This is a genomic window from Ruegeria sp. YTSA144, assembly GCF_059610125.1.
Genome location: NZ_JBXWNA010000005.1, coordinates 191,964 through 215,155, shown reverse-complemented (window position 1 = coordinate 215,155; position 23,192 = coordinate 191,964). Strand labels below are relative to the sequence as shown.

Below are 23,192 nucleotides of genomic sequence, written 5' to 3'. Positions count from 1 at the left end.
CATGTTTGATGCCACTCGCCCCGCTCATGCCCCTGCCGACCATCCGAAGGTCAAGATGGGTCGCGTTGGCATTTTGTTGGCCAATCTGGGCACCCCGGACGATTACACCTATTGGCCGATGCGCCGCTATCTGAACGAGTTCCTGTCGGATCAGCGGGTCATCGACTATCCGAAATGGAAATGGCAACCGATTCTTCAGGGGATCATCCTCAGCAAGCGGCCATTCAGTTCGGGTGAAGCCTACAAATCGATCTGGAATCACGAGAAGGGCGAAAGCCCGCTTATGACGATCACCAAGGACCAGACTGCCAAACTGCGCGACGCGATGCAGGATCGGTACGGGGATCAGGTGATGGTCGATTTCTGTATGCGCTACGGCAATCCGTCAACCAAATCCAAAGTGCGCGAGATGGTTGCCGAAGGCTGTGACCGTATTCTGTTCTTCCCGCTTTATCCACAATACGCGGGCGCAACCACGGCCACCGCCAATGACCAGTTCTTCCGCGCACTCATGGACGAAACCTGGCAGCCCGCCTCGCGAACCGTACCGGCCTATTTCGACCAACCCGCCTATATCGACGCCCTGGCGCAATCGGTTGAACGTGCTTATGCAGCGGCAGAGACAAAACCCGATATTCTGGTCTGCTCGTATCACGGGATGCCGGAACGGTATCTGCAACAGGGTGATCCCTATCATTGCCAGTGCGCCAAGACGACACGGCTGCTGAAGGAACGGCTGGGATGGTCGGATGATCAACTGGTTTCGACGTTCCAGTCGCGATTCGGCCCCGAGGAATGGCTGAAACCTTATACAGTGGATCATGTGGCGGATTTGGCCAAGCAGGGCAAAAAGAACATAGCGGTCATCGCGCCGGCATTCTCGGCCGACTGCATCGAAACGCTGGAAGAGATCAACGAAGAGATCAAGGAAAGCTTTGAAGACGCGGGCGGTGAAACCTTCACCTATATTCCATGCCTCAATGACGATGCGGCGCACATTGCTGCATTGGGCACGGTGATCGAAGAAAACTTGCGCGGCTGGCTGGACTGACCGGCACAGCCTTGGGAAAACAAAAAAGGCGGTGGATTGCTCCACCGCCTTTTTCATGAATTCCGTGTCGGATTAGCTTGCAGCAACAGCAGCAGCAACAACGACCAACAGGATCAGCGGCAGCAGGATGCCCTGCGACGAACCCTGAGTTTCTTCTACAACAACAGGTGCTTCAACAACCGGCTCTTCCAGGTTACCAGCATAAGCGGTCGAAGCAGCAGCAGTCAGAGCAGCAGCGAGAACGAGTTTCTTCATATTAACCTCCAGAATTTGCGCAGTTCCAATGCCCGGAACCGCACATCTAAGACTTACCTCGTGGTTTTTTCTAATCAGCATTGACGCTGGAATGCAATTGCAACTTGACCGCTAAGCGGGTTCCCACACGAAAATGTCGTCAAATTAGCAACACTTGCGTGCCGACCTTCGCCATCGAGAACAGCTCGGCAATGTCTTCGTTGAACAGACCGATACAGCCATTCGACGACCGGCGACCGATTTTGCGCGTATCGTGCGTTCCGTGAATGCGATAGTATTTCCAGCTCAGGTATAAAGCATGTGTTCCCAGCGGGTTATCCGGCCCCGGAGGGATATAGTCAGGCCATTCCGGGTTTCGCTTTTTCATGGACGGAGTCGGAGACCAGCTGGGCCCTTCAACCTTTCTGATCACGCTGGTACGCCCCCGGCGGGTCAGTTCCTCGGTCAGTGGAACCGATGAAGGGTAGAGTTTGTATATGGTTTGATCATCCGACCAATAGTGCAGCGCGCGCGATACGGTATCGACCAGAATGGCGCCGTTTCTGGTGTTCGAAAAATACGGCTGCCAATCCAGTGCCCGAAAACCCGATACGTTCCGGCGCACCGATGGCTCGGGTTCGGGTGCGGGACGCAGCGGATCACCGGGGGTGTACTGTGCCAGTGCGGGGATTGCCAGCGTCGCGGTGGCCCCAGCCAGAAAACCCCTGCGTGTAGACGTTTGAATGCGCTTTTTGACCATGACAACGGGTCCTGTGTTCAAGTGAGGTCTGAAATCCGTGACATTCTATTGCCAGAATGCTTCAGTCGCAAATCAAACCGGCAGAATCACGCAAGTTAGGGCCATTGCGCGTTTGCTCAGAGCTGTCAGGCGCGCTATGCCCTGTAAAGACACAATAACCAGGTCGATCATGACGCGTATCCTTTCTTTACTTTTGATTTGCTTTGTCGCGCTGGCGGCATGTACAGACACCGGCACCACGACCATTGGTGCGGACGGCCGCCCGCTGCCCACGGTCTACAAAATTCGCGGCAACCCGGAAAAACTACAGTTCCGCATGGTTGATTCGGTCAACGCCCTGCGTCAGGCCCAGGGATTGCAGCCTGTCCAGCTGAACGCGCAGTTGAACGCGGCGGCGGCGACCCATTCCAAGGACATGGCAAGGCAGAACCGGCCCTGGCACTTTGGGTCCGACGGTTCTTCTCCGATCGATCGGGCTGCACGGGTCGGATATTTCGGCACATTCCTCGGTGAAGCCATTTCCGAGACCTACGAAACCGAAACCGAAACCCTTGCTGCTTGGATGCAGGAACCCGGACCGCGCGCCGTCATCATGGACCCCAAGGCCACGCAGATGGGGTTCGCCTGGCATCAGGAAAAAGGCGGGAAAATCTGGTGGACGCTGGAAATGGGAACCGGCGGTTGATCCCGATCACCGCTTACACAGAAAAAGCCCCCGGATTTCGGGGGCTTTTTTTTCAGTTTACGCTGCTTGCATGGACTGCGCTTCGGTCAAGATCGCATAGAGTTTGACCGGATCAGGGTTCGCCCGAAGCTTGGTGCACACCGAAGTATCCCGCAGCGTGCGCGACACAAGCGCCAGCGCCTTGAGATGATCGACGCCGGCCTCTTCCGGTGCAAACAGTGCAAAGGCGATGTCGACGGGTTGACGATCAACCGACCCAAAGTCGATGGGCTTTTCCAGCATGACGAATACGCCCGAAACCGAATCCAGCTCGGGCAAACGCGCGTGCGGAAGCGCAACGCCATGCCCCACACCGGTCGGGCCCAGGCTTTCCCGTTCAAGCAGACAGTCAACGACCGCCTGAGAGTCGAGCCCCAGATTGGCGGCTGCTACATCGCCGATTTCCTGAAACAACCGCTTCTTGCTGGAAGCGGCGGATAGTACACGCACTGCTTCGGGCTTCAGTATGCTCGAAAGCTCCATGATCACGCTCCATGGGAACGGCACCCGCCTCGGCGGGTGCGGCCCCGTATCCTTGCCTGTTAAGGATCAATCCAGCCGATGTTACCGTCTTCGCGACGATACACGACGTTCAATCCATCCTTGTTCTCATTTCTGAACACCAGCACCGGGGCACCGGCAAGTTCCATTTGCATCACGGCTTCACCAACGCTCAAAGACGGGATTTTTGTTTCCATCTCAGCCACAATCATGGGCTGTAGCGATTCGGGTTCATCGGCCGTGTCCGATTCGTCAGAGGCGAGGATATAAGAGGACGCCCCAAAGAGTTCAACCGGCTCGGATCGATCCTTGTGGTGGTCCTTCAAACGACGTTTGTAGCGCCGCAGTTGTGTTTCCATTTTGTCGCAGCATGCCTCGAACGCTGCATAGATTTCGGTTGCATGCGCCTTGGCCTGAGCGGTCAGCCCGGTGGACAGGTGCACTGTTGTTTCGCATACATATTCATGCGCTGAACGGGAAAAGACGACGTTGGCATCGGTAGGCCGCTGAGCATATTTACTCACAACCTCGCCCAATTCGGTCTGCACGTGAGTCTGAAGCGCCGCACCGATGTCGATCTGTTTTCCGCTGATTTGGTAACGCATGTGATCTCCTTCACAATTCACACCCATTCTGACGTCACGTTGCGTGACGAACTTGTTTTTATCGGGTGGGGGGTCGAGGCACTTTCCGCGGTTGTCTTAACTCCAGCCCTTCAACGAAGGGACAACGATCTCCAGACTGAAACCGGGTAAATGCCATGGGACAATTGAGGCAAGAGACGACGGAAGAGTCAATCAAAACAGATGTGTATATACGCGATTTCCGCCATGCACCCGACGCAGACCAGAGCAAGCCTATGAAATACGGAAGTTTTCACCAAGATAGACACGGCGGACATTCTCGTTCTCGACGACCTCGTCAGGAGTGCCGGACATGAGAACCTGCCCGTCATGCAGGATATAGGCGCGGTCGACAATTTCCAGCGTTTCCCGCACGTTATGGTCGGTGATCAGAACACCGATCCCCCGTTTTTTCAGGTCGGCCACCAGATGCCGGATATCGCCGACGCTGATCGGATCAACACCCGCAAATGGTTCGTCCAGCAAAAGATATTTCGGGTCTGCGGCCAAACATCGCGCTATCTCAACGCGGCGGCGCTCACCGCCGGAAAGGGCAAGAGCCGGCGCGCGGCGCAGATGTTCGATCGAGAAGTCCGACAACAGCTCTTCCAGCCGTTCTTTCCGCCTGTGAGCATGAGGAACCGTGATATCCAGTACCGCAGCGATATTGTCCTCGACGCTCATGCCGCGAAAGATCGACATCTCCTGCGGCAGATAACCGATTCCCATTCGCGCACGCCGGTACATCGGCAAAGTCGTAACATTCTGGCCATCTATCGTGACTTTGCCGGCCTCCGGGAAAACAAGCCCTGCCACGGAATAAAAAGTCGTGGTCTTACCCGACCCGTTGGGTCCCAACAGGGCAACGACTTCGGACCGGTCCAGCGTCATCGAGACATCGCGGATCACCGTTTTCTTACGGTAGGATTTCCGCAGCTTCTCGATGCGCAGCCCGGAATTGCCTTCGGCCACTGACAGGTCGGGTCGCGCCATCAGTTGTTTCCCTGTTGAAGGATCGTTTTGACGCGCCCGGTCATGGTCGCTGTGCCCGTTGTCAGATTGGCGTTCATCTGATCGCCGCTGATGATGCTGGGGCCTTGCGTCAGCAGGACATTGCCTTTCATGACGATCACACCGGAATCGATCGTGTATTCTGCCCAATCGCCCTCTGCCGCATCCGGCGGGCTGACCAGAACTACATTCTCGGTGGCTTCCATCCGTTCAATCGCCGATCGTTCCTCGTTGTAGATCACAAGAACCCGTTCAGCGGTCAGCCGCATTTCGCCCTGAATGACGACGACATTTCCGAGGAATTCGGCAGAACCGTCCTCCTGGTTGACGTTCAACGTTTCGGACGTGACCTCGACCGGAAGGCTTGGGTCGGCATTTGCAGAACCAAAAGCCACCTGCGCCTCCTGCGCAGTCGCGGTTACGGCACCTGCAACCAGAGCCAGGCACAAAGGAACAAAACGAAAATCAAACACAGGTTATCTTTCTGCTTTTTCAGGCTCGTATACCAGCTTCACGCCGTCTGTAAAAACAATATGGACCGGTCCGTCCTTTTTTTCAGCCCCGAAGGTCATGCGTCCGGCGGAAAAGTTGCCGATCGGCCCGGTTCCATTTACCTGCCCCGGCGTGTCGCCCCGGATTTCGTCCAGCGACGTGTTGAGCAGATCCGTTGTGACCTTTAGACCGTCGGCGGTTGTAATCACCACGTCGCCGACAAAAGTTGCCGTGCCCTCATCAGGGCGGATCAAACCTGAATTGGAATCCAGAAATATCGCTCCACCGCTGAGAAGCCCCAGACGGCCCCGAAATTCGGATGCGGTCGGAGTTTCGTCTTCGCCGCCCTGCTTGGCTTGGATGGCTTCGATCTGGACATCTTCGCCTTTGCGGGTTGTCCCGCGATATTTCGGCTGTGTGACCACCTGCTGCGCCAGCCGCTCGTCAATGTCTTTCTCTGCAAATGGCACCGATACGTTGGTTTCGATGCTGCGGGACAGCAGGAACACGGTGGACAGCATCAGAATGGCCGCAAGCGGCAACAGAACCTTCAGGAACTGTACCATGCGGGAATACCTGTCCACTTCAGCCTCCCTCAGCCCAGGCCGACGCGCAGGCAGTCGTGGATATGCAGAAGGCCCAGGGGCTGACCTGATGAAGCCTCGTCAACCACGAACAGCGAAGTGATCTTGCGATCATTCATGATCGCCACCGCCTCTTCCGCCAATGCGCCCGGTGTTATGGTGGTCGGATTGGCGGTCATGACCTGCTCGGTCGTTTTATCCAGCAGGCCATCCATGTGCCGCCGCAAGTCACCGTCCGTAATGATGCCCGACAACTGCCCCTGCGCATCCGTTACACCGGCCACGCCGAAACCCTTTTGGCTGATTTCGATCAACGCGTCGCTCATCGGGGTGTTCGCGGCGACCAGAGGCAGGGCGTCGCCGGTATGCATCAGGTCACCCACCGTACTCAGCCGCGCTCCCAACTTGCCGCCGGGGTGGAAGGCACGGAAATCCTCGGGGCGAAAATCGCGATACTTCATCAGCGCAATGGCCAGCGCATCGCCCATGGCAAGGGTCAGCGTCGTCGAGATCGAAGGCACCATGCCATAACCGCAGGCCTCGCCCATCGACGGGATCAGCAGATGCACATCGGCCTGTTTCATCAACGTGCTTTCTGGCTTGCTGGATAGCCCGATCAGCGGAATGCCAAAGCGGCGCGTAAAGGCCAGCAGGTTGGCCAGCTCGGGCGCTTCGCCGGAATTCGAAATCGCCAGCACCACATCGCCTTTGGAAACCATGCCCAGATCGCCATGGCTGGCCTCGGCCGGGTGCACGAAATAGGCAGGCGTTCCGGTACTTGCCAGAGTGGCGGCAATCTTGTGGCCGATATGGCCCGATTTGCCGATGCCGCTGATGATGATACGCCCGGTGGCTTTCAGGATCAGATGCACGGCCTCGGCAAAATGCTCGTCAAGGCTGTCGGCCAGAACGTCCAGCGCACGGGCTTCATCGGTGACGACCTGGCGGGCGGTTTTCAGGAATGCTTCGGTATCGGTCATGAGTGCGCAAAAATATCCGTTTCGGGCCAACCGGCGAGGTCCAGCTTCGCACGCATCGGCAGGAAGTCAAAACAGGCCTGCGCCATCTCGGCCCGACCCTCGCGCGCCAGCCGCTTGTTCAACTCGTCCCGCAGGCGGTGCAGATAAAGAACGTCCGAGGCCGCATAGTCCAGCTGCGCATCCGTCAGGGTTTCAGCACCCCAATCGCTCATCTGCTGTTGTTTCGAGATATCCACGCCAATCAGTTCCTGACACAGGTTCTTCAACCCGTGACGGTCGGTGTATGTGCGCACCAGCCGGCTGGCGATCTTGGTGCAGTAAACCGGTGCGGCCAGGGCGCCAAAGGTGTGATACATCGCGGCAATGTCAAAACGCCCGAAATGAAACAGCTTCAGCACGTCAGGGTTTTCCAGCATGGCACTCAGGTTCGGCGCCTCGGTCTGGCCTTTTTCCACCTGAACGATATGGCTGTTTCCGTCACCACCTGACATCTGAATCACGCACAGGCGATCGCGATGCGGGTTCAGCCCCATGGTTTCACAGTCAATGGCCACAACCGGGCCCAGATCCAGCCCATCCGGCAGATCGTTTTTGTACAAATGGTTCGCCACGCGACTATTCCTTTGTGCGATATCGCCCCCGAGATAGGCGGTTTGGTCCCCAAACTCAACGCCGTCCAAAAGTCGCGGGCCATTCGATGCCAAATCCTTGACCATATCCCCATCGGGGGGATATGGATAAGCCATGTCAAATCACGCCCACGAGTCACATCCACAGATCATGGCCCGGCTGAAGCGGGCCCATGGGCATCTGGCCAAGGTCATTGCCATGCTCGAGGGGCAAGCCCCCTGTTCGGACGTCGCACAACAGTTGTTTGCTGTTGAAAAGGCTGTCACCAATGCCAAACGCGCTTTGATTCATGATCATATCGAACACTGCCTGTCCTCTGACGACGATGGCAGCGGGATCGAAGAGTTCAAAGCGATCACAAAGTACCTCTGAGCCATGCTGAGCATTCTGAGAAACCGCACCTACCGCCACCTGTTCGTGGCCCAGATCGTCGCCCTGACCGGAACCGGGCTGGCCACGGTTGCACTGGGGCTGCTCGCCTTTGATCTGGCCGGGAATGCCGCGGGCCTTGTCCTTGGCACCGCGCTGACGATCAAGATGGTGGCTTACGTCACCGTTGCCCCACTCGCCGCTGCATTTGCCGAGCGTCTGGATCGTCGCAAGATGCTGGTCGTGCTGGACCTGATCCGCGCTGCGGTGGCAGTGTGCCTGCCGTTCGTGACCGAAGTCTGGCAGATCTACGTGCTGATCTTCGTGCTGCAATCTGCGTCGGCGGGTTTTACGCCCGCCTTTCAGGCCACGATTCCGGACGTGCTGCCGGACGAAGCTGAATACACGCGTGCCTTGTCGCTGTCGCGCCTGGCCTACGATATGGAAAGCCTGCTGAGCCCGATGTTCGCCGCCGCATTGCTGCTGCTGGTCAGCTTCAACAGCCTGTTCTGGGGTACTGCGCTGGGTTTTGTCGCATCGGCAATGCTGGTTGTCTCGGTCGTGCTTCCGTCACCCAAGCCAAGCCGGCCCCGCGGCATCTATGACCGCACAACACGCGGCATACGTATCTATCTGAAAACACCCCGGTTGCGCGGGCTGCTTGCACTCAGCTGGAGCGCGGCGGCACTGAGCTCGATGGTGATCGTGAACACCGTGGTCATCGTGCGTGCCAATCTGGGCCTGTCGGAAAGCGCCGTGGCCATTGCCCTGGCCGGGTTCGGGGGCGGATCGATGCTGGCGGCCTTTACCTTGCCCCGCCTTCTGGATCGGATCGAGGACCGTCGGGTCATGGTCGCGGGCGCCGTTTTTGCCACTGGTTCCATGGCCGTCGCCGCGATGCTGGCCGCAATTGCTCCTCTGTCGCTCGGGTTGCTGACCGCGTTGTGGGCATTCACCGGCTTCGGATATTCCACCACCCTGACACCCTCGGGCCGCCTTTTGACCCGGTCGGCCCACCCCGAGGATCGCCCTGCCGTCTTCGCCGCACAGTTTACCCTTTCGCATGGCTGCTGGCTGGTTCTTTACCCGCTGGCAGGGTGGCTGATGACCGTGTTTGGTCCGGCCGTCACACTCAGCAGCATGGCGACGCTGTCCGTGGCCGGCGTCGTCGGTGCAATCGGCCTTTGGCCGCGCCTCGACCAGGAACCGATCACCCATGATCACCCCGACCTGCCGCCCGATCACCCACATCTGGCCGGGCCAGGCCCGCACGCGCATCCGATCATCATCGACGATCTGCACCCGCGCATCCCGCGCGAACCCTGAGCGGGCGCTTCGATCTGATCTCAACCCGGAATGACCACGAACCAGAGCCCCAATGGACCAGCTTGACCGCCGCATCATCGCCGCCCTGCAAACCAACGCACGCGCCTCGACCACGCAGATTGCGACCACGCTGGGTGTTGCCCGGACAACCGTGCACGAGCGAATAAACCGGATGGAACAGCGCGGCCTGATCGAAGGATATTCCGTGCGCCTCGGGTCCACCGAAGACACGCCGAAAGTGCAGGTCATCGTCATGCTTGAAGTGCAGCAAAAGGAAACCAGCCGGATCATCAGGCGGCTCGAAGCCTACCCCGAGGTCAAGCTATGCCTGTCGATAAACGGAGAGTTCGATCTTATGCTGTCGGCAGAGGCGCCCAGGCTGGAGGATCTGGACATTCTGGTCGACGACCTGGCGAAGATCCCCGGTGTCCTGCGCACCAATACCAGCGTTGTGTTCGGGCGCAGGATAGATCGAAACTGAAGCGGCGATAACTCTCTGTAAACCGATCGTTGGCTAGCTTGGCCGGGACAGATCAGAATCCCGGACCGGCAGAATGCCAAATCAGAAGTTCCCGCTGTTACTCATGTTGGTGCATGTGCTTTTGGCGCAGGCAGGGTTTGCCATGCCAGATGCCAAAACCGGTGACCTGTGCGATCAGGCCGCGCGCCGCGCCGCTTTGTCCGAAGGCGTGCCCCTGGACGTGCTGCGCGCCATCTCGCGCGTTGAAACCGGGCGCAGGCTGGACGGCCGGTTGCAGCCCTGGCCCTGGACGATCAATGTCGGCGGTCAGGGGTACTGGTTCAAGTCCGAGGTCGAAGCCAAGGCCTATGCGTTCAAAATCTTCAAAACCGGCGCACGCAGCTTTGATGTGGGCTGCTTTCAGATCAATTATCGCTGGCACGGCAAAGCCTTCCGTTCGATAGACGCGATGTTCGATCCAGATGAGAATGCAACCTACGCCGCCCGGTTCCTGAACGAACTCCATGCCGAGCTTGGATCGTGGCCCGCGGCAGCGGGGGCTTACCATTCCCGCACATCACCCCTTGCCAAAGCTTACAAAGAGCGGTTTCAAACGGTGCTGGCACAGCTCGAAGGGGGGCCCCGAACCCGGGTTGCGGCCACAACTCGGGATCCGTTCACCGGGGCCGGACTCCCCTTGATCCCCATTCCCGCGGCATCGCCCCGGACCGGCGCGCTTGGGTCTCTGGTGCCAGCCGCAGGCGCCGCAACAGCGTTTATCGCCTTCAATTAGGAGTTTCGCGTGCCCAAGATCGACATCCAGTCCCTGTTTTCGCCTACTGTCCTGCTGGCGATTGCGCTGATGACGGTCATCGTCATGATGATCCTGCCCATGCCAGCCTGGGTTCTGGACGTGGGTTTGGCGGCCTCTTTTGCGCTGGCGATCCTGATCTTCACCCTGACCCTGTTCATTGAACGCCCGCTGGACTTTTCGTCCTTCCCGACGATTCTGCTGGCGTCTTTGATGTTGCGCCTGTCGCTGAATGTATCGTCGACGAAACTGATCATCGGGCAGGGGCACACCGGCCCGAATGCGGCAGGAGACGTGATCGAAGGTTTTGCCAGTTTCGTCATGGGCGGCAGCATTTTTCTTGGGCTGGTGGTGTTCGGCGTTCTGCTGATCGTGAATTTCATGGTCATCACCAAGGGCGCTGCCCGCATGGCCGAAGTAGGCGCACGCTTTGCGTTGGACGGGATGCCCGGCAAACAACTTGCGATCGACAGCGATATGTCCGCCGGGGCAATCGATCATCAGCAAGCCAAGGAACGGCGAGAGCTGGAACAGCAGGAGACGACATTCTTTGGCTCTCTCGATGGTGCGTCGAAATTCGTGAAGGGAGACGCCGTCGCCGGGCTTCTGATCACGTTGCTGAACCTCGTCATGGGCCTGGTCATGGGCGTCGTCGTGCATGGAATGCCCGTGGCCTCGGCGTTCGAAACCTATGCGATTCTGACCGTCGGCGACGGGTTGGTGTCGCAAATTCCCGCCGTCATCATTTCCATAGCGTCTGCCCTGCTGCTGGCACGGGGCGGCACGCAGGGGGCAACAGACACCGCCATCTTTTCTCAACTCGGCCGCCACCCGGCAGCATTGTCCACTGTCGCGGTGCTCATGGTCCTGTTCGCGCTGGTGCCCGGTCTCCCTTTTCTGCCATTCATCCTTGGCGCGGCCATTCTGGGATACGCGGCTTACAATGTTCACCGAAAACAGAAAGACGCAACCGCATCGGCAAACCTGCCCTCGACCGAAACCGAAGCGCCGACATCCCAAGCTATCGGCGACATCCTGGACCTGGATGATGTCCATCTGGAGTTCGCGCCGGATCTGGTCAGCATAGTTCTGAATCCGGGCACCGGGCTGGACGCCCGAATTGCCAATATGCGGACCTATGTGGCGTCGACCTTTGGCCTGATCCTGCCCGAAATCCGCTTGACCGACCGCGCCGACCTGCCGACCGGAACGTATGTGATCAAGGTTCAGGGCGTCGAACAGGCACGCGGTGTCTTGCACCCCGATCTGATCCTGGCGCTCGTGCAGGACGGTTTTGACCTTTTGCCGGAGGGCAATGACGTGACCGAGCCGGTCTATGGTGCTCCGGCACGCTGGATCCTGCCCAAGGATCAGGAGGACGCCGCGCTGAATGGAGCCACTATAGTCTCACCGCCCGAAATTCTTGCCACCCATCTGCTGGAGATCATCAAACAGAACTTCTCGCGCCTGCTGACCCTGAAATCCCTCCGTCGCCTGCTGTCGGAAATGACCCGTCTGAGCGACCCGGTACGCGCCGAAGCCAACCGCAAACTGCTGGATGAACTGATCCCCGACAAAGTGCCGATCGACACTTTGCACGCGGTTCTGCGCCTGCTGCTTGACGAACGTGTGTCGATCCGGAACATGGCGCTGATCCTTGAAAGTGTCGCCGAGGCGCGGCTGACCACAACCCAGCCCGAAGGCATCTGTGAACTGGTGCGTCAGCGTCTTGGCTTTCAGCTGGTCGCGGACATGAAGCGCGAGGATGGTTCGATCCCTCTGATCCAGTTGGCCCCGGAATGGGAGGACACATTCGCCTCTTACCAGATCGACGCCCCAAATACCGGCATGGACGTCGCGCTGCCCCCGAACGTGTTCAACAAACTGGCCGACGGAGTTGTAAGCAGCATCGCCAGATCCGCTGACAACGGCCTGTTTCCGGCTGTCGTGACCTCGACCCGGCGCCGTCGGTTGCTGCGCACCGTCATGCAGGCACGCGGCGTGTCCAACCCGGTTTTGTCCTTCGAAGAAATCGGGCTGGAAGCCAAACCTGCCTTGGTCGGAACTGTTGCAGCGTGATTGCCCTGCCGCCAGAAATGCTGTCGCAGCTGGCCGAAGCAATGTGGCAGGCCTTTGTCGTGTTTCTGCGCGTCTCCGCTCTTGTCTCGCTGCTTCCAGCTTTCGGTGAACGTAGTATTCCGACACGGGTAAAGCTTGGTGCTTCCGTTGCTTTCACGCTGATCATGCTGCCCGCTGCGCCTCCCGTCAGAATTGACCCCAGCCTTTGGGCGACCGTGCGGCTGGTCGGCACCGAAGTTCTGATCGGGCTTGTCATTGGGATAGGCTTGCGCCTTTTCGTTCTCGCACTGCAAACCGCAGGGTCTATTGCGGCTCAGTCAACGTCATTGTCGCAACTGCTGGGTGGCGCGGCGGCCGATCCGGTCCCCGCCATGGGATACCTGCTAACCCTGGCAGGGCTGACACTCGCGGTAATCATGGACCTGCACGTCCGGGCCGCACAGTTCCTAATCCAGAGTTATGCCCTGTTTCCAATAGGTTTGGCACCCGAAGCCTCGGATGTGTCGCGCTGGGGATTGCATCAGGTCGCCAACAGCTTTGGGCTGGCTTTTGCACTGGCAACGCCGTTCGTCATCGCCTCATTGATCTACAATCTGGCACTTGGGGTCATCAACCGGGCAATGCCGCAGTTGATGGTAGCCTTCGTCGGTGCTCCGGCGATTACCTTTGCTGGGCTGTTTCTGCTGTTCGCAGGCACACCGCTGATCCTTTCCGTGTGGGCTGACGCGCTGGTCGCTTTCTTCACCAACCCGATGGGAGCGCAAAGATGAGCGCAGGTGATGACGAAAGCGACAAGTCATACGAACCGACGCCGCAAAAACTGCTGAAAGCGCGCGAGAAAGGTGAGGTTCCAAAATCCAACGACTTGTCGGTTGTGGCGGCATATACCGGGCTTCTGATCGCCCTGCTTACAGTCGGTCAATACACCGTCGAGCATATGGGCACCGTGTTCATGGTCCTGATCGATCAGTCCGACGCATTTGCACGGCTTCTGACGGATGGGCCATCGCATGCTCCGGTTGCTGGGGTTTTGAAAAGTGCCCTACTGCCTGTTGCTTTGCTGTTCTGCCTTCCTGCCGCGGCTGTTCTGCTGAACTTGATCGCACAGCGCGCGCTGATCTTTGCCCCAAGCAAACTGAAACCAAAACTTTCGCGTATCTCGCCGATTTCGAACGCAAAGAACAAGTTCGGGCGGGGCGGGTTGTTCGAGTTTGCCAAAAGCACCACCAAACTGTTGATCTATGGCACCTGCCTTGCGCTGTTTCTGAAGGCCAATCTAACCGAGATTCTGTCTGCCAGCGCGGCGCCGGCAAAATCATCCATTCTGCTGATGATGAACCTGCTGTTTCGCTTTCTGTTCATCGTGATCGCAATCGCGCTGGCCATCGGGGTTGTCGATTTCCTTTGGCAATATGCCGAGCACATGTGCAAGAACCGTATGTCGCGCAAGGAGATCATGGATGAAACCAAGGATGCCGAGGGCGACCCCCATGTCAAACAACACCGGCGCCAGCGTGCACAGGAAATCGCAACCAACCAAATGTTGGCAGATGTTCCCGGCGCGGATGTCGTGATCGTAAACCCCACCCATTATGCCGTGGCGCTGAAATGGACACGGGTTGCGGGCAGCGCCCCGGTTTGTGTTGCCAAGGGGGTGGACGAAATCGCCGCCACCATCCGATCCGCCGCAGGAGAAGCAGGCGTTCCGATCCATTCGGACCCTCCCACAGCTCGCGCACTTCACGCGACCGTGGACATAGGTCAGGAGATCGCCGAAGAGCACTATCGTCCTGTTGCCGCCGCGATCCGGTTTGCCGAAGCGATGCGGAAACGCGCGAAGGAGCAAGTTCGATGACTCGCACGCAATTACCCGATCTGGAAAAAGTGACCGACGCAGCGTTTCAGAAGCAGTTTCAAGCGCTGCGACCGATCCTGGAGGCCGAGGCACGGATCAGGCAGCAACTTGCCAGATTGGACAGTCAACTCCATCAGGCGCGCAAAGACAGCACCAAGGTCGAAGGCTATCAGGTTTCAGGAACCGACGTTCTCTGGAATAGTTGGGAGTCCGCGACGCGGAGACAATTGAACCTGCAACTGGCACGAACCCGCGCGCAGAAACTGGCCGGAATGGAAGCTTTACGTGCTGCTTTTGGGCGAAAACAAGCCGTGGAAACATTGCGGAAGAAAGTTCAGCAGGCAAACCGAAAAGCAAAAACCAGAAAGCACTTCGGGCCATAGCTTGACCGGCCCGAAGTTTCGGGCTGACCAGTGTCAGCTGTCTTGTCGGTTTACACTCAGGATCAGCACTTTGGACACGTCGTCGCCAAATTCTTTGCGCGCCACTTCCAGCAAGGATTTCCGCAATACATCCAGGTTCCCGGATTCTGTAAAAGCCCCGTCAAAACCACCCGTGTTTGCATGGTCAAAAAGAACCTGAAGAAAGCCATCCCTGAGTTTAGGCTCGATTGCATAATAGGTTTCTGTAATTGCCGGGTTCGCCTCAAGGCTCAGCGACAGCGTTACCATGGCTTCGATCTGGTCGTCTTTCACAACGGGGACGACGAATTGCTTGGTCATTTTCAGATATTCAAAGCTTTTCGCCTCGCCCTTTTCCTTTGATTTTCCTGTTTTCTTGCCGGCCGCCTTGTCCTCTTTGACTGCTTTTTCTTCGGCAACCGCGGTTTCAGGTTTTTTCGCAGGTGCAAAAGCCAGCCCCGCGCCAATACCCGCGCCGAGTCCAACAATCAGAAAAATCACGGGAATCAATTTCGCAACCACGGTCTCACCTCAGAACGGCAAAAGGGAATCAAGAACTTGCTGACCATAGCGGGGTTGCTGGACATCCGTTATCTGCCCTCTGCCGCCATATGACACGCGCGCTGACGCGATTTTGTCATAGGTTATTTCGTTTTGCCGCGAGATGTCCTGCGGGCGGACATATCCCGTGACAAGAAGCTCTCGCAGCTCGAAGTTGACCCGCAACTCCTGGGATCCCGATATTGAAAGAATTCCGTTCGGCAACACATCCAGCACTGTTGCGGCAACACGCAGAGTCAGTTTTTCGTTTCTCCTGACGGATCCGCGGCCAGAGCTTGAGGAATCTGCCTCAATCGAAACGGCTTCATCCAAGGACGCGCCCTGGGGCAGGTTCTTTTGCACACGCTGAGGCAGGCCAAAGAGGCTGGGGATTTCAAGATTCTCGGACCCGGATCTGGATCGTCTGGTGTTGTTCGAAATTTCGGCCTTCTCGTCCAACTCGATGACAACGGTCAGGATGTCGCCTTTCTTGATCGCGCGCTGGTCGCCCAAAAGCGAATGCTGCCCGCCGCTCCACAAAGAGGACCGGTCGACGTTTCGCTGGGGTTGGGTGTGCAATGGCAAACCCGGCCACAACATTGCAACCTGTTCCGGGGAATCCTCGTTGGGTGTGAAACTTGGCGGTTTGCCCAAATGATCCATTCGACCACATGCGGACAAGACAAAAGCCGTCAGGACAAGGGTTTTTGGCAATCCGTGCATCACTGTACCTCGATTTGACCGTCCGGACGGATTCGGCCTGTTACGGTTGTTCGGGATGAAAGGTTCATGACCCGAATGCGATCCCCCGCCGCACCGCGCCCCAAGGCCCGGCCCTCTGTGGTGATCGACAAGGGTTGGCTGCTGAACACCAGCACGACCAGATCGTTTCGATCCACGATGGCAGGTGGCCCGACATCAGAGCCGCGAATTGGCCGACCGGGGTAGAGCGCCACCCGGGCCTCTTGTCCGATCAGAAGGTCAGGGTCTGAAATTGCATCCGCAACATCTGTTGGCTTCAACTCGAGATCGGCCGCAGAAATGACTTCCTTGGCCCGGATCGTGCGTGTCGGCACCACGATGTCAGCCTGGGCGGCAATTGGCGCCAGCAGCACCAGAGAAAGAACCAGATATCGCATCACCGTACCTGCGTTGTCGCGCTCATCATCTGGTCCACCGCGGTAATGACTTTGGCATTCATCTCATAGCCGCGTTGCGCTTCGATCAGCTCGGTAACTTCGCGAACGGCGTCAACCGAGCTGTCTTCCAGATATCCCTGCCGCAAAGTTCCCAGACCGTCTTCGCCCGGCGCACCCAGAACCGGAGAACCGGACGCTTCGGTTTCCTTGAACAGATTGCTTCCGACGGCTTCCAGCCCTTTGGCGTTCGAAAAACTGGCCAGCGTAAACTCGCCAAGCAACTGACCTTCGGGGGAATCGTCAAAATATGCATAGACCTCGCCCGACGCGTTGATCGAAACAGAACGCGCATCGTCGGGGATGGTGATTTCAGGCGAAACCGCAAACCCGTCAGAGGTAACGATCAGTCCTTCCGCCGACCGCTTCAAGCTGCCGTCGCGCGTATAAGCAGCCTGACCGCTGGGCAAGGTCACCTCCAGATATCCGCGACCTTCGATTGCAACATCCAGATCGCTCCCGGTGGCCGACAAGGCGCCTTGTTCCAATTGCACTGTCACCGCCGCCGGTCGCACACCCAGACCCAGTTGAATACCCGTGGGCAGAACCGTTCCGTCCGACGCATTCACCGTGCCGGCCCGCGCCATCTGTTGATAATGCAGGTCGGCGAACTCGGCCCGTCGGGCGTTGTAGCCGGTGGTATTCATATTCGCGAGGTTGTTCGAGATCGTCTCGACCCGCATCTGTTGTGCTGTCATCCCGGTGGCGGCAATTTTAAGGGCCCGCATGTCCAACTCTCCTCATCCAAATCAGCGCATCAACGCCTTGAGTGCTCCACGCACGCGCTCATCTTCACTCTCAAGAAAGCTTTGCCCCAGCTCATAGGCGCGCTGGATTTCCACCAAACGGGTCACTTGCTGAATCGCATTCACGTTTGACCCTTCGAGAAAGCGATGCAAAACCACCGGCTCGTCGACCGGCTCAATTGCACCGTCGGTGCGGAAACGAGTGTTTCCTTCGCGTACAAGTTCGTTCGTATCGGCGACGTTGAAAACGCCCAGCTGACCCAGAAGCTGACCATCGACACTCAGCGTTCCGTCGCTGCCGACATCGATTGACGCCGCATCAGGCGGGATGAACACAGGCGCGCCATTGGCATCGAGCACGCGCGCGCCATCCATTGAAACCAGATCGCCATCGGCATTGGGAGAAAAGCTGCCAGCCCGCGTCAGCCGGTTGCCATCCTGGGTTTCGACCATGAAGAAACCGTCGCCTTCGATGGCAAAATCAAATTGCCCGCCGGTTTGCGTCAGCACACCTTGTTGCATTGACGTATTTCGCGCCTCGGCCCGGCTCATGGAGAGGGAGGGGCTGTTCGGCATATCTCGAATGTATTCCGAGAACACCAGCCCCTGCTGGCGATAGCCGGTCGTGTTGGCATTTGCGATGTTATTCGCCACCAGGCGCATTTCATTCATCAGCCCGGACTGGCGGGACAGGGTGACATAGGCGGTGTCCATCAGCGACCTCCTGCGATCAATGGAACAAGCGTACCGGTGAAAAACGTAACAAGGGTCTGAGTCATGAACCCCATCGAGATCCAGAACACGACGACGATGGCGATCAGTTTGGGAACAAAGGTCAGCGTCATTTCCTGTATCGACGTCAGAGCCTGAAACAGACCAACGACCAGGCCTGACACCAGAGCAACTGCCAGAATCGGGACCGATGTGATGACGGCGATCCAAAGAGCCTGACGCACGATGTCATAGAAAAGACCTTCGCTCAGCATCGTATCAGACCGGCATCCGAAGGATTTCCTGATAGGCCTCGACCACCTTGTTGCGAACGATCACAGCTGTCTCAACGGCCAGTTCGGTCTGTGCCAGCGCCTGCACCAGCGCGTGCGGGTCGGCTTGCCCGACCATCGCGGTCTGCGACATCTGCTCGCTGTGTTTCAACGTGGATGCAAAGTCCTGAAAACTTGCCTTCAGCCCCTGCACCATGCCCGAGTGATCTGGGTCGGCCTGGGTTGCAGGACGGGCGCCGGCATAATTCTGCGCGGCGTTCAATGATCGAATGTCCATTCTGGCTGTCCTTTATTTTCTAAGCAGTTCCATCAATGACGACGACATTTGCCGTGTTTGATCGAACATCTTGAGGTTGGCTTCGTAACTCCGTTGCGCCTCGCGCGCGTCGGCTATTTCGATCATCAGATCGACATTCGATCCCAGATAGTGACCACTGGCATCTGCCATCGGGTGGCCGGGGTCGAAAATTCGTGTCAGGTCGCGTCGATCAAGCTTTACGCGGCCGGCTTGCACCACGTTCTGACCATCTTTTTCTATGGTCTCAAACGGCACCGTCTTGCGCCGATACCCGGGCGTATCCGCATTCGATATGTTTTCGGACACGTGGCGCAGACGGGCTGCCTGCGCACGCAGGGCGCTGGCGGATGCCGCAAGTGAGTGGGAAAAGTCGCTCATCCTCGGCCCCCTTATCCACGTCCCAGACTGGTGCGAAGGATGTTCATCGAGGATTTGTAGATCGCCAACGCGCGGTCGTGCTGTCGTTTGACCTCGACCGATTTCAGCATCTCTTCTTCAAGCGATACACCGTTGCCATTTGGATCACCCGACGGAACGGCCTGGTGCTCTGCCCAGGGCTGCGCACCTGTACCGCCGTGCAGATGACCCCGCCGCGTAGCCACCATGGTCACTTCGCGTCCCGAGGTTTCAAGTGCTGTATGGAAGGGTTCGATATCGCGCGGCTGGTAGCCCGGCGTATCCGCATTGGCCATGTTGCGCGCAATCACCGCCTGCCGTTGCCCGGCATGGGTTGCCATTGCGTACGCAGTCTTAAGGACGTTCAAGTCATAGAACATCGGGGCTTCTCCCTCGATCAATTTCAATCAAGGCTTAACCCCGATTCCTTTAGAAACCGTTTTCAGAACCCAATTGGAGAACCCAAGATGTCTGATCTCGACCCGATGCTTCTGAAACATGAATTCGATCGGATGACTTCGATCCGCCACGTCGGCCTGGTCAGTGGTGTCGCACAAGGATTGATCGAGATCAGTGGCCTCAATGAACATGCGCGAATCGGAGACCTGCTTACATTGCGGCGGCGCGCAGGGCCCGATCTGGCCGGTGAAGTGCTGCATGTCGGTGCAGACCATATCCACATGATTCCGGGGTCCGCCCCTGACGGTGTCAGCCTCGGGGACCGTGTGTACCTTGATCCCTCGCCTGGATTCGCGCCCGCAACGCACTGGCTTGGGCGCGTCATTGATCCGTTTGGCAAACCGCTGGACGGAAAACCCCTGCTGAACGGGCCACAGGATCGCGATATCATGCAAGCCCCCCCGCCTGCGGTGGCGCGCAAGCCATTGGGAAAGCGGATGGCCACTGGACTATCCGTTCTCAACACCATGCTGCCGATTGTGCGCGGTCAACGCGTTGGGTTGTTTGCGGGATCGGGTGTGGGGAAATCAACGCTGCTGTCGACGCTGGCGCGCTTCATGCAGGCTGACGTGGTTGTGGTGGCTCTTGTCGGCGAACGCGGGCGTGAAGTGAACGAATTTGTTGCCCGCGCCATAGGCCCGGAAGCCATGAAGCGCACTATCGTAGTCGCCGCGACGTCCGACCAGTCTGCATTGGCGCGCAGACGGTGCGCGTGGTCGGCCATGTCGGCGGCAGAGTTTCTGCGGGATCTGGGGCTGAACGTCCTGTTTCTGGCCGATTCGGTAACCCGTTTCGCGGAAGCGCACCGTGAAATCGCCGTTGCCATGGGCGAAGCCCCGTCGCTCCGAGGGTATCCACCCTCTGTCACCCCCCTGATTGCCAATCTGTGTGAACGCGCAGGCCCCGGCACGCAGGAGCAGGGTGATATCACCGCCGTATTCAGTGTCCTGGTTGCGGGCTCCGACATGGATGAACCAATCGCCGACATACTGCGCGGTGTGTTGGACGGGCATATCGTACTCAGCCGCGAGATTGCCGAACGCGGGCGCTTCCCGGCCATTGACCTCAGCAAATCCGTATCCCGCAGCCTTCCAGAGGCCGCGTCCGAGGCCGAGAACCAGATGATCAACGAAACCCGCAAACTTGTCGGCAGCTACGAACAATCCGAAGTCATGATAAAGGCCGGGCTGTATTCAGAAGGATCAGACCCGCTCTTGGATCAGGCCGTGCGCGTTCATGAGGAGTTGGACGCATTTTTCGGCAAACCCGATTCCGAAGGGATTGAAAACAGCTTTAACCGGCTGTCCCTGATTCTGCGCCGTGCTTCGGCCGGCCTGCCGCGATAGCGAACTCTGAACAGTTTTAAGTGTTAAGGCCACCTTAAGACCTGCGCTGCTATCCCGATAGTCGGGTGATAAAAAGGTGGTGGAGATGGGTGCGCAAACCAATGCGGCGCCAATCATCATCAAGAAGAAGCGTGTATCGGGTGGCGATGGCCATCACGGTGGCGCGTGGAAAGTCGCGTATGCCGACTTTGTGACGGCCATGATGGCCTTCTTCATGTTGATGTGGCTGCTGAACGCAACAACGGAACAGCAACGAAAAGGGTTGGCGGATTATTTCGCGCCAACAATCCCGCTGAGCCCGGAATCCGGCGGCGGAGACGGGGCGTTTGGCGGCGACAGCATGCTGTCTGAAGAAGTGCTGCTGCGGGACGGTCAGGGTGCCACGACCACACACCCGACCGAATCGCATCAGGCCCGCGGCTCGATCGGAGTGAATGCCGAGGGCGGCGGCAAAGGGAACAAGGAAGACTTCACTACGTTGGAGGCGCAACTGCTGGGGCGCACGGGTGAAAGCGAGGTCTCGGACAAGCTGCTCAAGCATATCGTCACACGGGTCACAGATGAAGGATTGGTGGTGGAACTGTTCGACACCGACGATCAGGCATTGTTCGAATCGGGCTCTGACAAACCAACCAGCTTTCTGCGGTCCCTGGCCCTGATCCTCGCCCGAGCCTCGGATCTTGTCGTCAATTCGATCGCTGTCGAAGGGCATGTCAGCGCATCTCCGGTCGTACAGGCGCGCAACACAGCCTGGGAGTTGTCCACGGCAAGGGCTCAAAAATTGCGCCAGTTGCTGCAAGACAAGGGCGTTGCGGCACAAAGGATGGATCGTGTTACGGGCCATGCCGACAGAGAACTGTTCGCCGAAAATCCCATGGCTGCGCGGAACAACAGGATCGAAGTGATCTTCCTGCGCCAGCCCTAAATGATAGAGCGTATTTTACATGTTAGCGCGCTGTTAAGGGGCAGCGCGTTACCTGTTGCATCAAAGACGGACGCAACAGAAGGGCCCACCCATGACCATTTCCTCTTCGCTCAATGCCGGTGTGGCGGCGCTGAAAGCCAATGCCAACAGGTTGGCGACGATTTCCGACAACATCGCGAACTCTTCGACCTATGGGTATAAACGGGTCGAGACGGATTTTCATTCAATGGTCACGTCGGGCCAGGGTGGCAGCTATTCGGCAGGCGGCGTGCGGACGACAAGCCAGCGCATGATTGATCAACGCGGGCCCCTGGTCACGACCAGCAACTCAACCGATCTGGCAGTTCGCGGGCGCGGCATGTTGCCTGTGCGCCCCAGTTCGCAGATCGGGAATAGCTCGAACGAGATGCTGCTGACAACAACCGGGTCATTCCGCACCAACGACGAGGGGTATTTGGTTACCGAATCCGGTCTTGTTCTTCTGGGGTGGCGGGCGGCACCTGATGGCACTATTCCACCGGTTTCGCGCGACACACCCGCCGCGCTTGAACCCATTCAGCTCAGCGTGAATCAGCTGTCGGGTTCCCCAACCACGGAAATGAAACTGCGTATGAACCTTCCGGCCACGGCGACAGATGCGGGCGCGCCGGGCGACATTCAACCTTTGTCAGTTGAGTATTTCGACAATCTCGGCAAGTCTGAAAGCGTCGATATCCAGTTGGTTCCAACTGTTCCCGCAACCGGCAGCAGCAACGAATGGACCATGGTCTTGCGTGACTCGGCCTCGGGTGGCGCGATCATCGGTGAATACACGCTGACATTCACCGACAACCGAACGGCAGGTGGCACTCTGGCCAGCGTCACAGCTGTTTCAGGCGGTGCTTATGATCCAGCAACGGGCAGTGTCATGGTCAACGTCGCCGGCGGACCGATGGAGGTAAATATTGGCCTGATCGGGGATGCAGACGGTATAACCCAATTGTCCGATACGTTCGCGCCCGTTTCGATCACACGAGATGGTTCTGCCGTTGGCACAATGACCAGCGTCCAGGTTGATGAGAACGGATATGTCTATGCGTTGTACGACACCGGCGTCAGCCGCCGAATGTATCAGATTCCGCTGGCAGATGTCCCCAATCCCAACGGTTTGACCGCGCTGGACAGCCAAACTTACGCGCCTTCCCGTGAAAGCGGTACGTTCTTTCTTTGGAATGCGGGCGAAGGCCCGACTGGGGATCTTGTTTCTTTCGCGCGTGAGGAATCCACCACGGATGTAGCGACCGAGCTGACCTCATTGATTCAGACGCAACGTGCTTACTCCTCCAGCGCCACGGTGATCCAGACGGTGGACGAGATGTTGCAGGAAACGACAAACCTGAAACGTTAATCCA

At 58.0% G+C, this 23,192-nt stretch carries 31 protein-coding genes; 13 read left to right on the top strand and 18 right to left on the bottom strand.

The features are described from left to right. Position 1: 1 nt before the first annotated feature. Positions 2–1,051, top strand: a complete 1,050-nt coding sequence (hemH, locus tag AC2FF8_RS12985; protein WP_425079370.1) for a ferrochelatase — start codon at positions 2–4, stop codon at positions 1,049–1,051. A gap of 72 nt (positions 1,052–1,123) precedes the next feature. On the opposite strand, the gene AC2FF8_RS12980 is transcribed toward hemH, so the two are convergent. Both AC2FF8_RS12980 and AC2FF8_RS12975 read right to left on the bottom strand, forming a co-directional pair. Then, positions 1,124–1,306 (bottom strand): hypothetical protein, encoded by a 183-nt coding sequence (locus tag AC2FF8_RS12980; protein WP_117870963.1) that lies wholly within the window; start codon positions 1,304–1,306, stop codon positions 1,124–1,126. Positions 1,307–1,445: 139 nt separating this feature from the next. Further along, positions 1,446–2,045 (bottom strand): L,D-transpeptidase, encoded by a 600-nt coding sequence (locus AC2FF8_RS12975; protein ID WP_496879882.1) that lies wholly within the window; start codon positions 2,043–2,045, stop codon positions 1,446–1,448. A gap of 169 nt (positions 2,046–2,214) precedes the next feature. On the opposite strand from AC2FF8_RS12975, the gene dalA reads away from it, so the two are divergent. After that, complete coding sequence (gene dalA / locus AC2FF8_RS12970) at positions 2,215–2,730, top strand: divisome-associated lipoprotein DalA (protein WP_425079371.1); 516 nt, start codon at positions 2,215–2,217, stop codon at positions 2,728–2,730. Positions 2,731–2,787: 57 nt separating this feature from the next. On the opposite strand, the gene ptsN is transcribed toward dalA, so the two are convergent. From ptsN to AC2FF8_RS12935, 7 genes are all read right to left on the bottom strand, one after another. Then, complete coding sequence (gene ptsN / locus AC2FF8_RS12965; protein WP_117872900.1) at positions 2,788–3,252, bottom strand: PTS IIA-like nitrogen regulatory protein PtsN; 465 nt, start codon at positions 3,250–3,252, stop codon at positions 2,788–2,790. 59 nt (positions 3,253–3,311) lie between these two features. Then, positions 3,312–3,875, bottom strand: a complete 564-nt coding sequence (gene hpf / locus AC2FF8_RS12960; RefSeq protein ID WP_170345680.1) for a ribosome hibernation-promoting factor, HPF/YfiA family — start codon at positions 3,873–3,875, stop codon at positions 3,312–3,314. A 252-nt stretch (positions 3,876–4,127) separates the two neighbouring features. After that, positions 4,128–4,886: an LPS export ABC transporter ATP-binding protein gene (gene lptB, locus AC2FF8_RS12955; RefSeq protein ID WP_152459766.1), complete on the bottom strand. Its 759-nt coding sequence runs from the start codon at positions 4,884–4,886 to the stop codon at positions 4,128–4,130. Continuing rightward, positions 4,886–5,377, bottom strand: a complete 492-nt coding sequence (locus AC2FF8_RS12950) for an LptA/OstA family protein (protein ID WP_425079372.1) — start codon at positions 5,375–5,377, stop codon at positions 4,886–4,888. The genes lptB and AC2FF8_RS12950 overlap by 1 nt, the downstream gene beginning before the upstream one ends. A gap of 3 nt (positions 5,378–5,380) precedes the next feature. Beyond that, a complete protein-coding gene (locus AC2FF8_RS12945; protein WP_257599821.1) occupies positions 5,381–5,980 on the bottom strand; it encodes an LPS export ABC transporter periplasmic protein LptC in 600 nt (199 codons plus the stop codon). 11 nt (positions 5,981–5,991) lie between these two features. Beyond that, entirely contained in the window at positions 5,992–6,960 is a 969-nt protein-coding gene (locus tag AC2FF8_RS12940) for a KpsF/GutQ family sugar-phosphate isomerase (protein WP_170345682.1), read from the bottom strand. Then, entirely contained in the window at positions 6,957–7,571 is a 615-nt protein-coding gene (locus AC2FF8_RS12935) for a ribonuclease D (RefSeq protein WP_170345683.1), read from the bottom strand. The genes AC2FF8_RS12940 and AC2FF8_RS12935 overlap by 4 nt, the downstream gene beginning before the upstream one ends. 133 nt (positions 7,572–7,704) lie before the next feature. On the opposite strand from AC2FF8_RS12935, the gene AC2FF8_RS12930 reads away from it, so the two are divergent. The 8 genes from AC2FF8_RS12930 to AC2FF8_RS12895 all read left to right on the top strand — a co-directional run bounded on the left by AC2FF8_RS12930 (position 7,705) and on the right by AC2FF8_RS12895 (position 14,873). Continuing rightward, the gene (locus tag AC2FF8_RS12930) at positions 7,705–7,962 is read left to right on the top strand and encodes a metal-sensing transcriptional repressor (RefSeq protein WP_257599819.1); all 258 of its coding nucleotides are present in this window, start codon (positions 7,705–7,707) and stop codon (positions 7,960–7,962) included. A gap of 3 nt (positions 7,963–7,965) precedes the next feature. After that, complete coding sequence (locus tag AC2FF8_RS12925; protein ID WP_496879881.1) at positions 7,966–9,285, top strand: MFS transporter; 1,320 nt, start codon at positions 7,966–7,968, stop codon at positions 9,283–9,285. 52 nt (positions 9,286–9,337) lie between these two features. Continuing rightward, on the top strand, positions 9,338–9,766 hold the full coding sequence (locus tag AC2FF8_RS12920) for an Lrp/AsnC family transcriptional regulator (protein WP_171641952.1): 429 nt from the start codon (positions 9,338–9,340) through the stop codon (positions 9,764–9,766). A gap of 73 nt (positions 9,767–9,839) precedes the next feature. Further along, the gene (locus AC2FF8_RS12915) at positions 9,840–10,538 is read left to right on the top strand and encodes a transglycosylase SLT domain-containing protein (protein WP_496879880.1); all 699 of its coding nucleotides are present in this window, start codon (positions 9,840–9,842) and stop codon (positions 10,536–10,538) included. Between the two features lie 9 nt (positions 10,539–10,547). After that, complete coding sequence (gene flhA, locus AC2FF8_RS12910; RefSeq protein WP_496879879.1) at positions 10,548–12,635, top strand: flagellar biosynthesis protein FlhA; 2,088 nt, start codon at positions 10,548–10,550, stop codon at positions 12,633–12,635. Beyond that, positions 12,632–13,405 carry a flagellar biosynthetic protein FliR gene (locus AC2FF8_RS12905; RefSeq protein ID WP_496879878.1) on the top strand — a complete coding sequence of 258 codons (774 nt, stop codon included), beginning with the start codon at positions 12,632–12,634 and terminating at the stop codon, positions 13,403–13,405. Before flhA ends, AC2FF8_RS12905 begins: the two co-directional genes overlap by 4 nt. Further along, positions 13,402–14,490: a flagellar type III secretion system protein FlhB gene (gene flhB, locus AC2FF8_RS12900; protein WP_496879877.1), complete on the top strand. Its 1,089-nt coding sequence runs from the start codon at positions 13,402–13,404 to the stop codon at positions 14,488–14,490. Before AC2FF8_RS12905 ends, flhB begins: the two co-directional genes overlap by 4 nt. Further along, complete coding sequence (locus AC2FF8_RS12895) at positions 14,487–14,873, top strand: hypothetical protein (protein WP_425079379.1); 387 nt, start codon at positions 14,487–14,489, stop codon at positions 14,871–14,873. The genes flhB and AC2FF8_RS12895 overlap by 4 nt, the downstream gene beginning before the upstream one ends. 33 nt (positions 14,874–14,906) lie before the next feature. Here AC2FF8_RS12895 and AC2FF8_RS12890 read toward each other — a convergent pair whose 3' ends face one another. Genes AC2FF8_RS12890 through AC2FF8_RS12850 form a run of 9 tightly spaced genes read right to left on the bottom strand, consistent with a single transcriptional unit; the run spans position 14,907 to position 19,451 of the window. Beyond that, complete coding sequence (locus AC2FF8_RS12890) at positions 14,907–15,413, bottom strand: flagellar basal body-associated protein FliL (RefSeq protein WP_170345691.1); 507 nt, start codon at positions 15,411–15,413, stop codon at positions 14,907–14,909. 9 nt (positions 15,414–15,422) lie between these two features. Further along, the gene (gene flgH, locus AC2FF8_RS12885; RefSeq protein WP_209834199.1) at positions 15,423–16,154 is read right to left on the bottom strand and encodes a flagellar basal body L-ring protein FlgH; all 732 of its coding nucleotides are present in this window, start codon (positions 16,152–16,154) and stop codon (positions 15,423–15,425) included. After that, complete coding sequence (gene flgA / locus AC2FF8_RS12880; protein ID WP_170345693.1) at positions 16,154–16,570, bottom strand: flagellar basal body P-ring formation chaperone FlgA; 417 nt, start codon at positions 16,568–16,570, stop codon at positions 16,154–16,156. The genes flgH and flgA overlap by 1 nt, the downstream gene beginning before the upstream one ends. After that, entirely contained in the window at positions 16,570–17,355 is a 786-nt protein-coding gene (gene flgG / locus AC2FF8_RS12875) for a flagellar basal-body rod protein FlgG (protein WP_496879876.1), read from the bottom strand. Before flgG ends, flgA begins: the two co-directional genes overlap by 1 nt. Positions 17,356–17,376: 21 nt before the next feature. Next, complete coding sequence (locus AC2FF8_RS12870; protein ID WP_171617376.1) at positions 17,377–18,087, bottom strand: flagellar hook-basal body complex protein; 711 nt, start codon at positions 18,085–18,087, stop codon at positions 17,377–17,379. Beyond that, positions 18,087–18,359 (bottom strand): flagellar biosynthetic protein FliQ, encoded by a 273-nt coding sequence (locus AC2FF8_RS12865; protein WP_170345696.1) that lies wholly within the window; start codon positions 18,357–18,359, stop codon positions 18,087–18,089. Before AC2FF8_RS12865 ends, AC2FF8_RS12870 begins: the two co-directional genes overlap by 1 nt. A 4-nt stretch (positions 18,360–18,363) precedes the next feature. Then, the gene (gene fliE, locus AC2FF8_RS12860) at positions 18,364–18,654 is read right to left on the bottom strand and encodes a flagellar hook-basal body complex protein FliE (RefSeq protein WP_171171810.1); all 291 of its coding nucleotides are present in this window, start codon (positions 18,652–18,654) and stop codon (positions 18,364–18,366) included. A 12-nt stretch (positions 18,655–18,666) separates the two neighbouring features. Continuing rightward, positions 18,667–19,053, bottom strand: coding sequence for a flagellar basal body rod protein FlgC (gene flgC / locus AC2FF8_RS12855; RefSeq protein WP_170345698.1), 387 nt, complete (start codon positions 19,051–19,053; stop codon positions 18,667–18,669). A gap of 11 nt (positions 19,054–19,064) precedes the next feature. After that, entirely contained in the window at positions 19,065–19,451 is a 387-nt protein-coding gene (locus AC2FF8_RS12850) for a FlgB family protein (RefSeq protein ID WP_152459747.1), read from the bottom strand. Between the two features lie 105 nt (positions 19,452–19,556). On the opposite strand from AC2FF8_RS12850, the gene AC2FF8_RS12845 reads away from it, so the two are divergent. The 3 genes from AC2FF8_RS12845 (at position 19,557) to AC2FF8_RS12835 (ending at position 23,188) form a co-directional block, all read left to right on the top strand. Then, positions 19,557–20,876, top strand: coding sequence for a FliI/YscN family ATPase (locus tag AC2FF8_RS12845; protein WP_480685731.1), 1,320 nt, complete (start codon positions 19,557–19,559; stop codon positions 20,874–20,876). Positions 20,877–20,961: 85 nt separating this feature from the next. After that, complete coding sequence (locus tag AC2FF8_RS12840) at positions 20,962–21,801, top strand: flagellar motor protein MotB (RefSeq protein ID WP_170345701.1); 840 nt, start codon at positions 20,962–20,964, stop codon at positions 21,799–21,801. A 91-nt stretch (positions 21,802–21,892) separates the two neighbouring features. Beyond that, positions 21,893–23,188 carry a flagellar hook protein FlgE gene (locus AC2FF8_RS12835; protein ID WP_170345702.1) on the top strand — a complete coding sequence of 432 codons (1,296 nt, stop codon included), beginning with the start codon at positions 21,893–21,895 and terminating at the stop codon, positions 23,186–23,188. Positions 23,189–23,192: the final 4 nt, after the last annotated feature.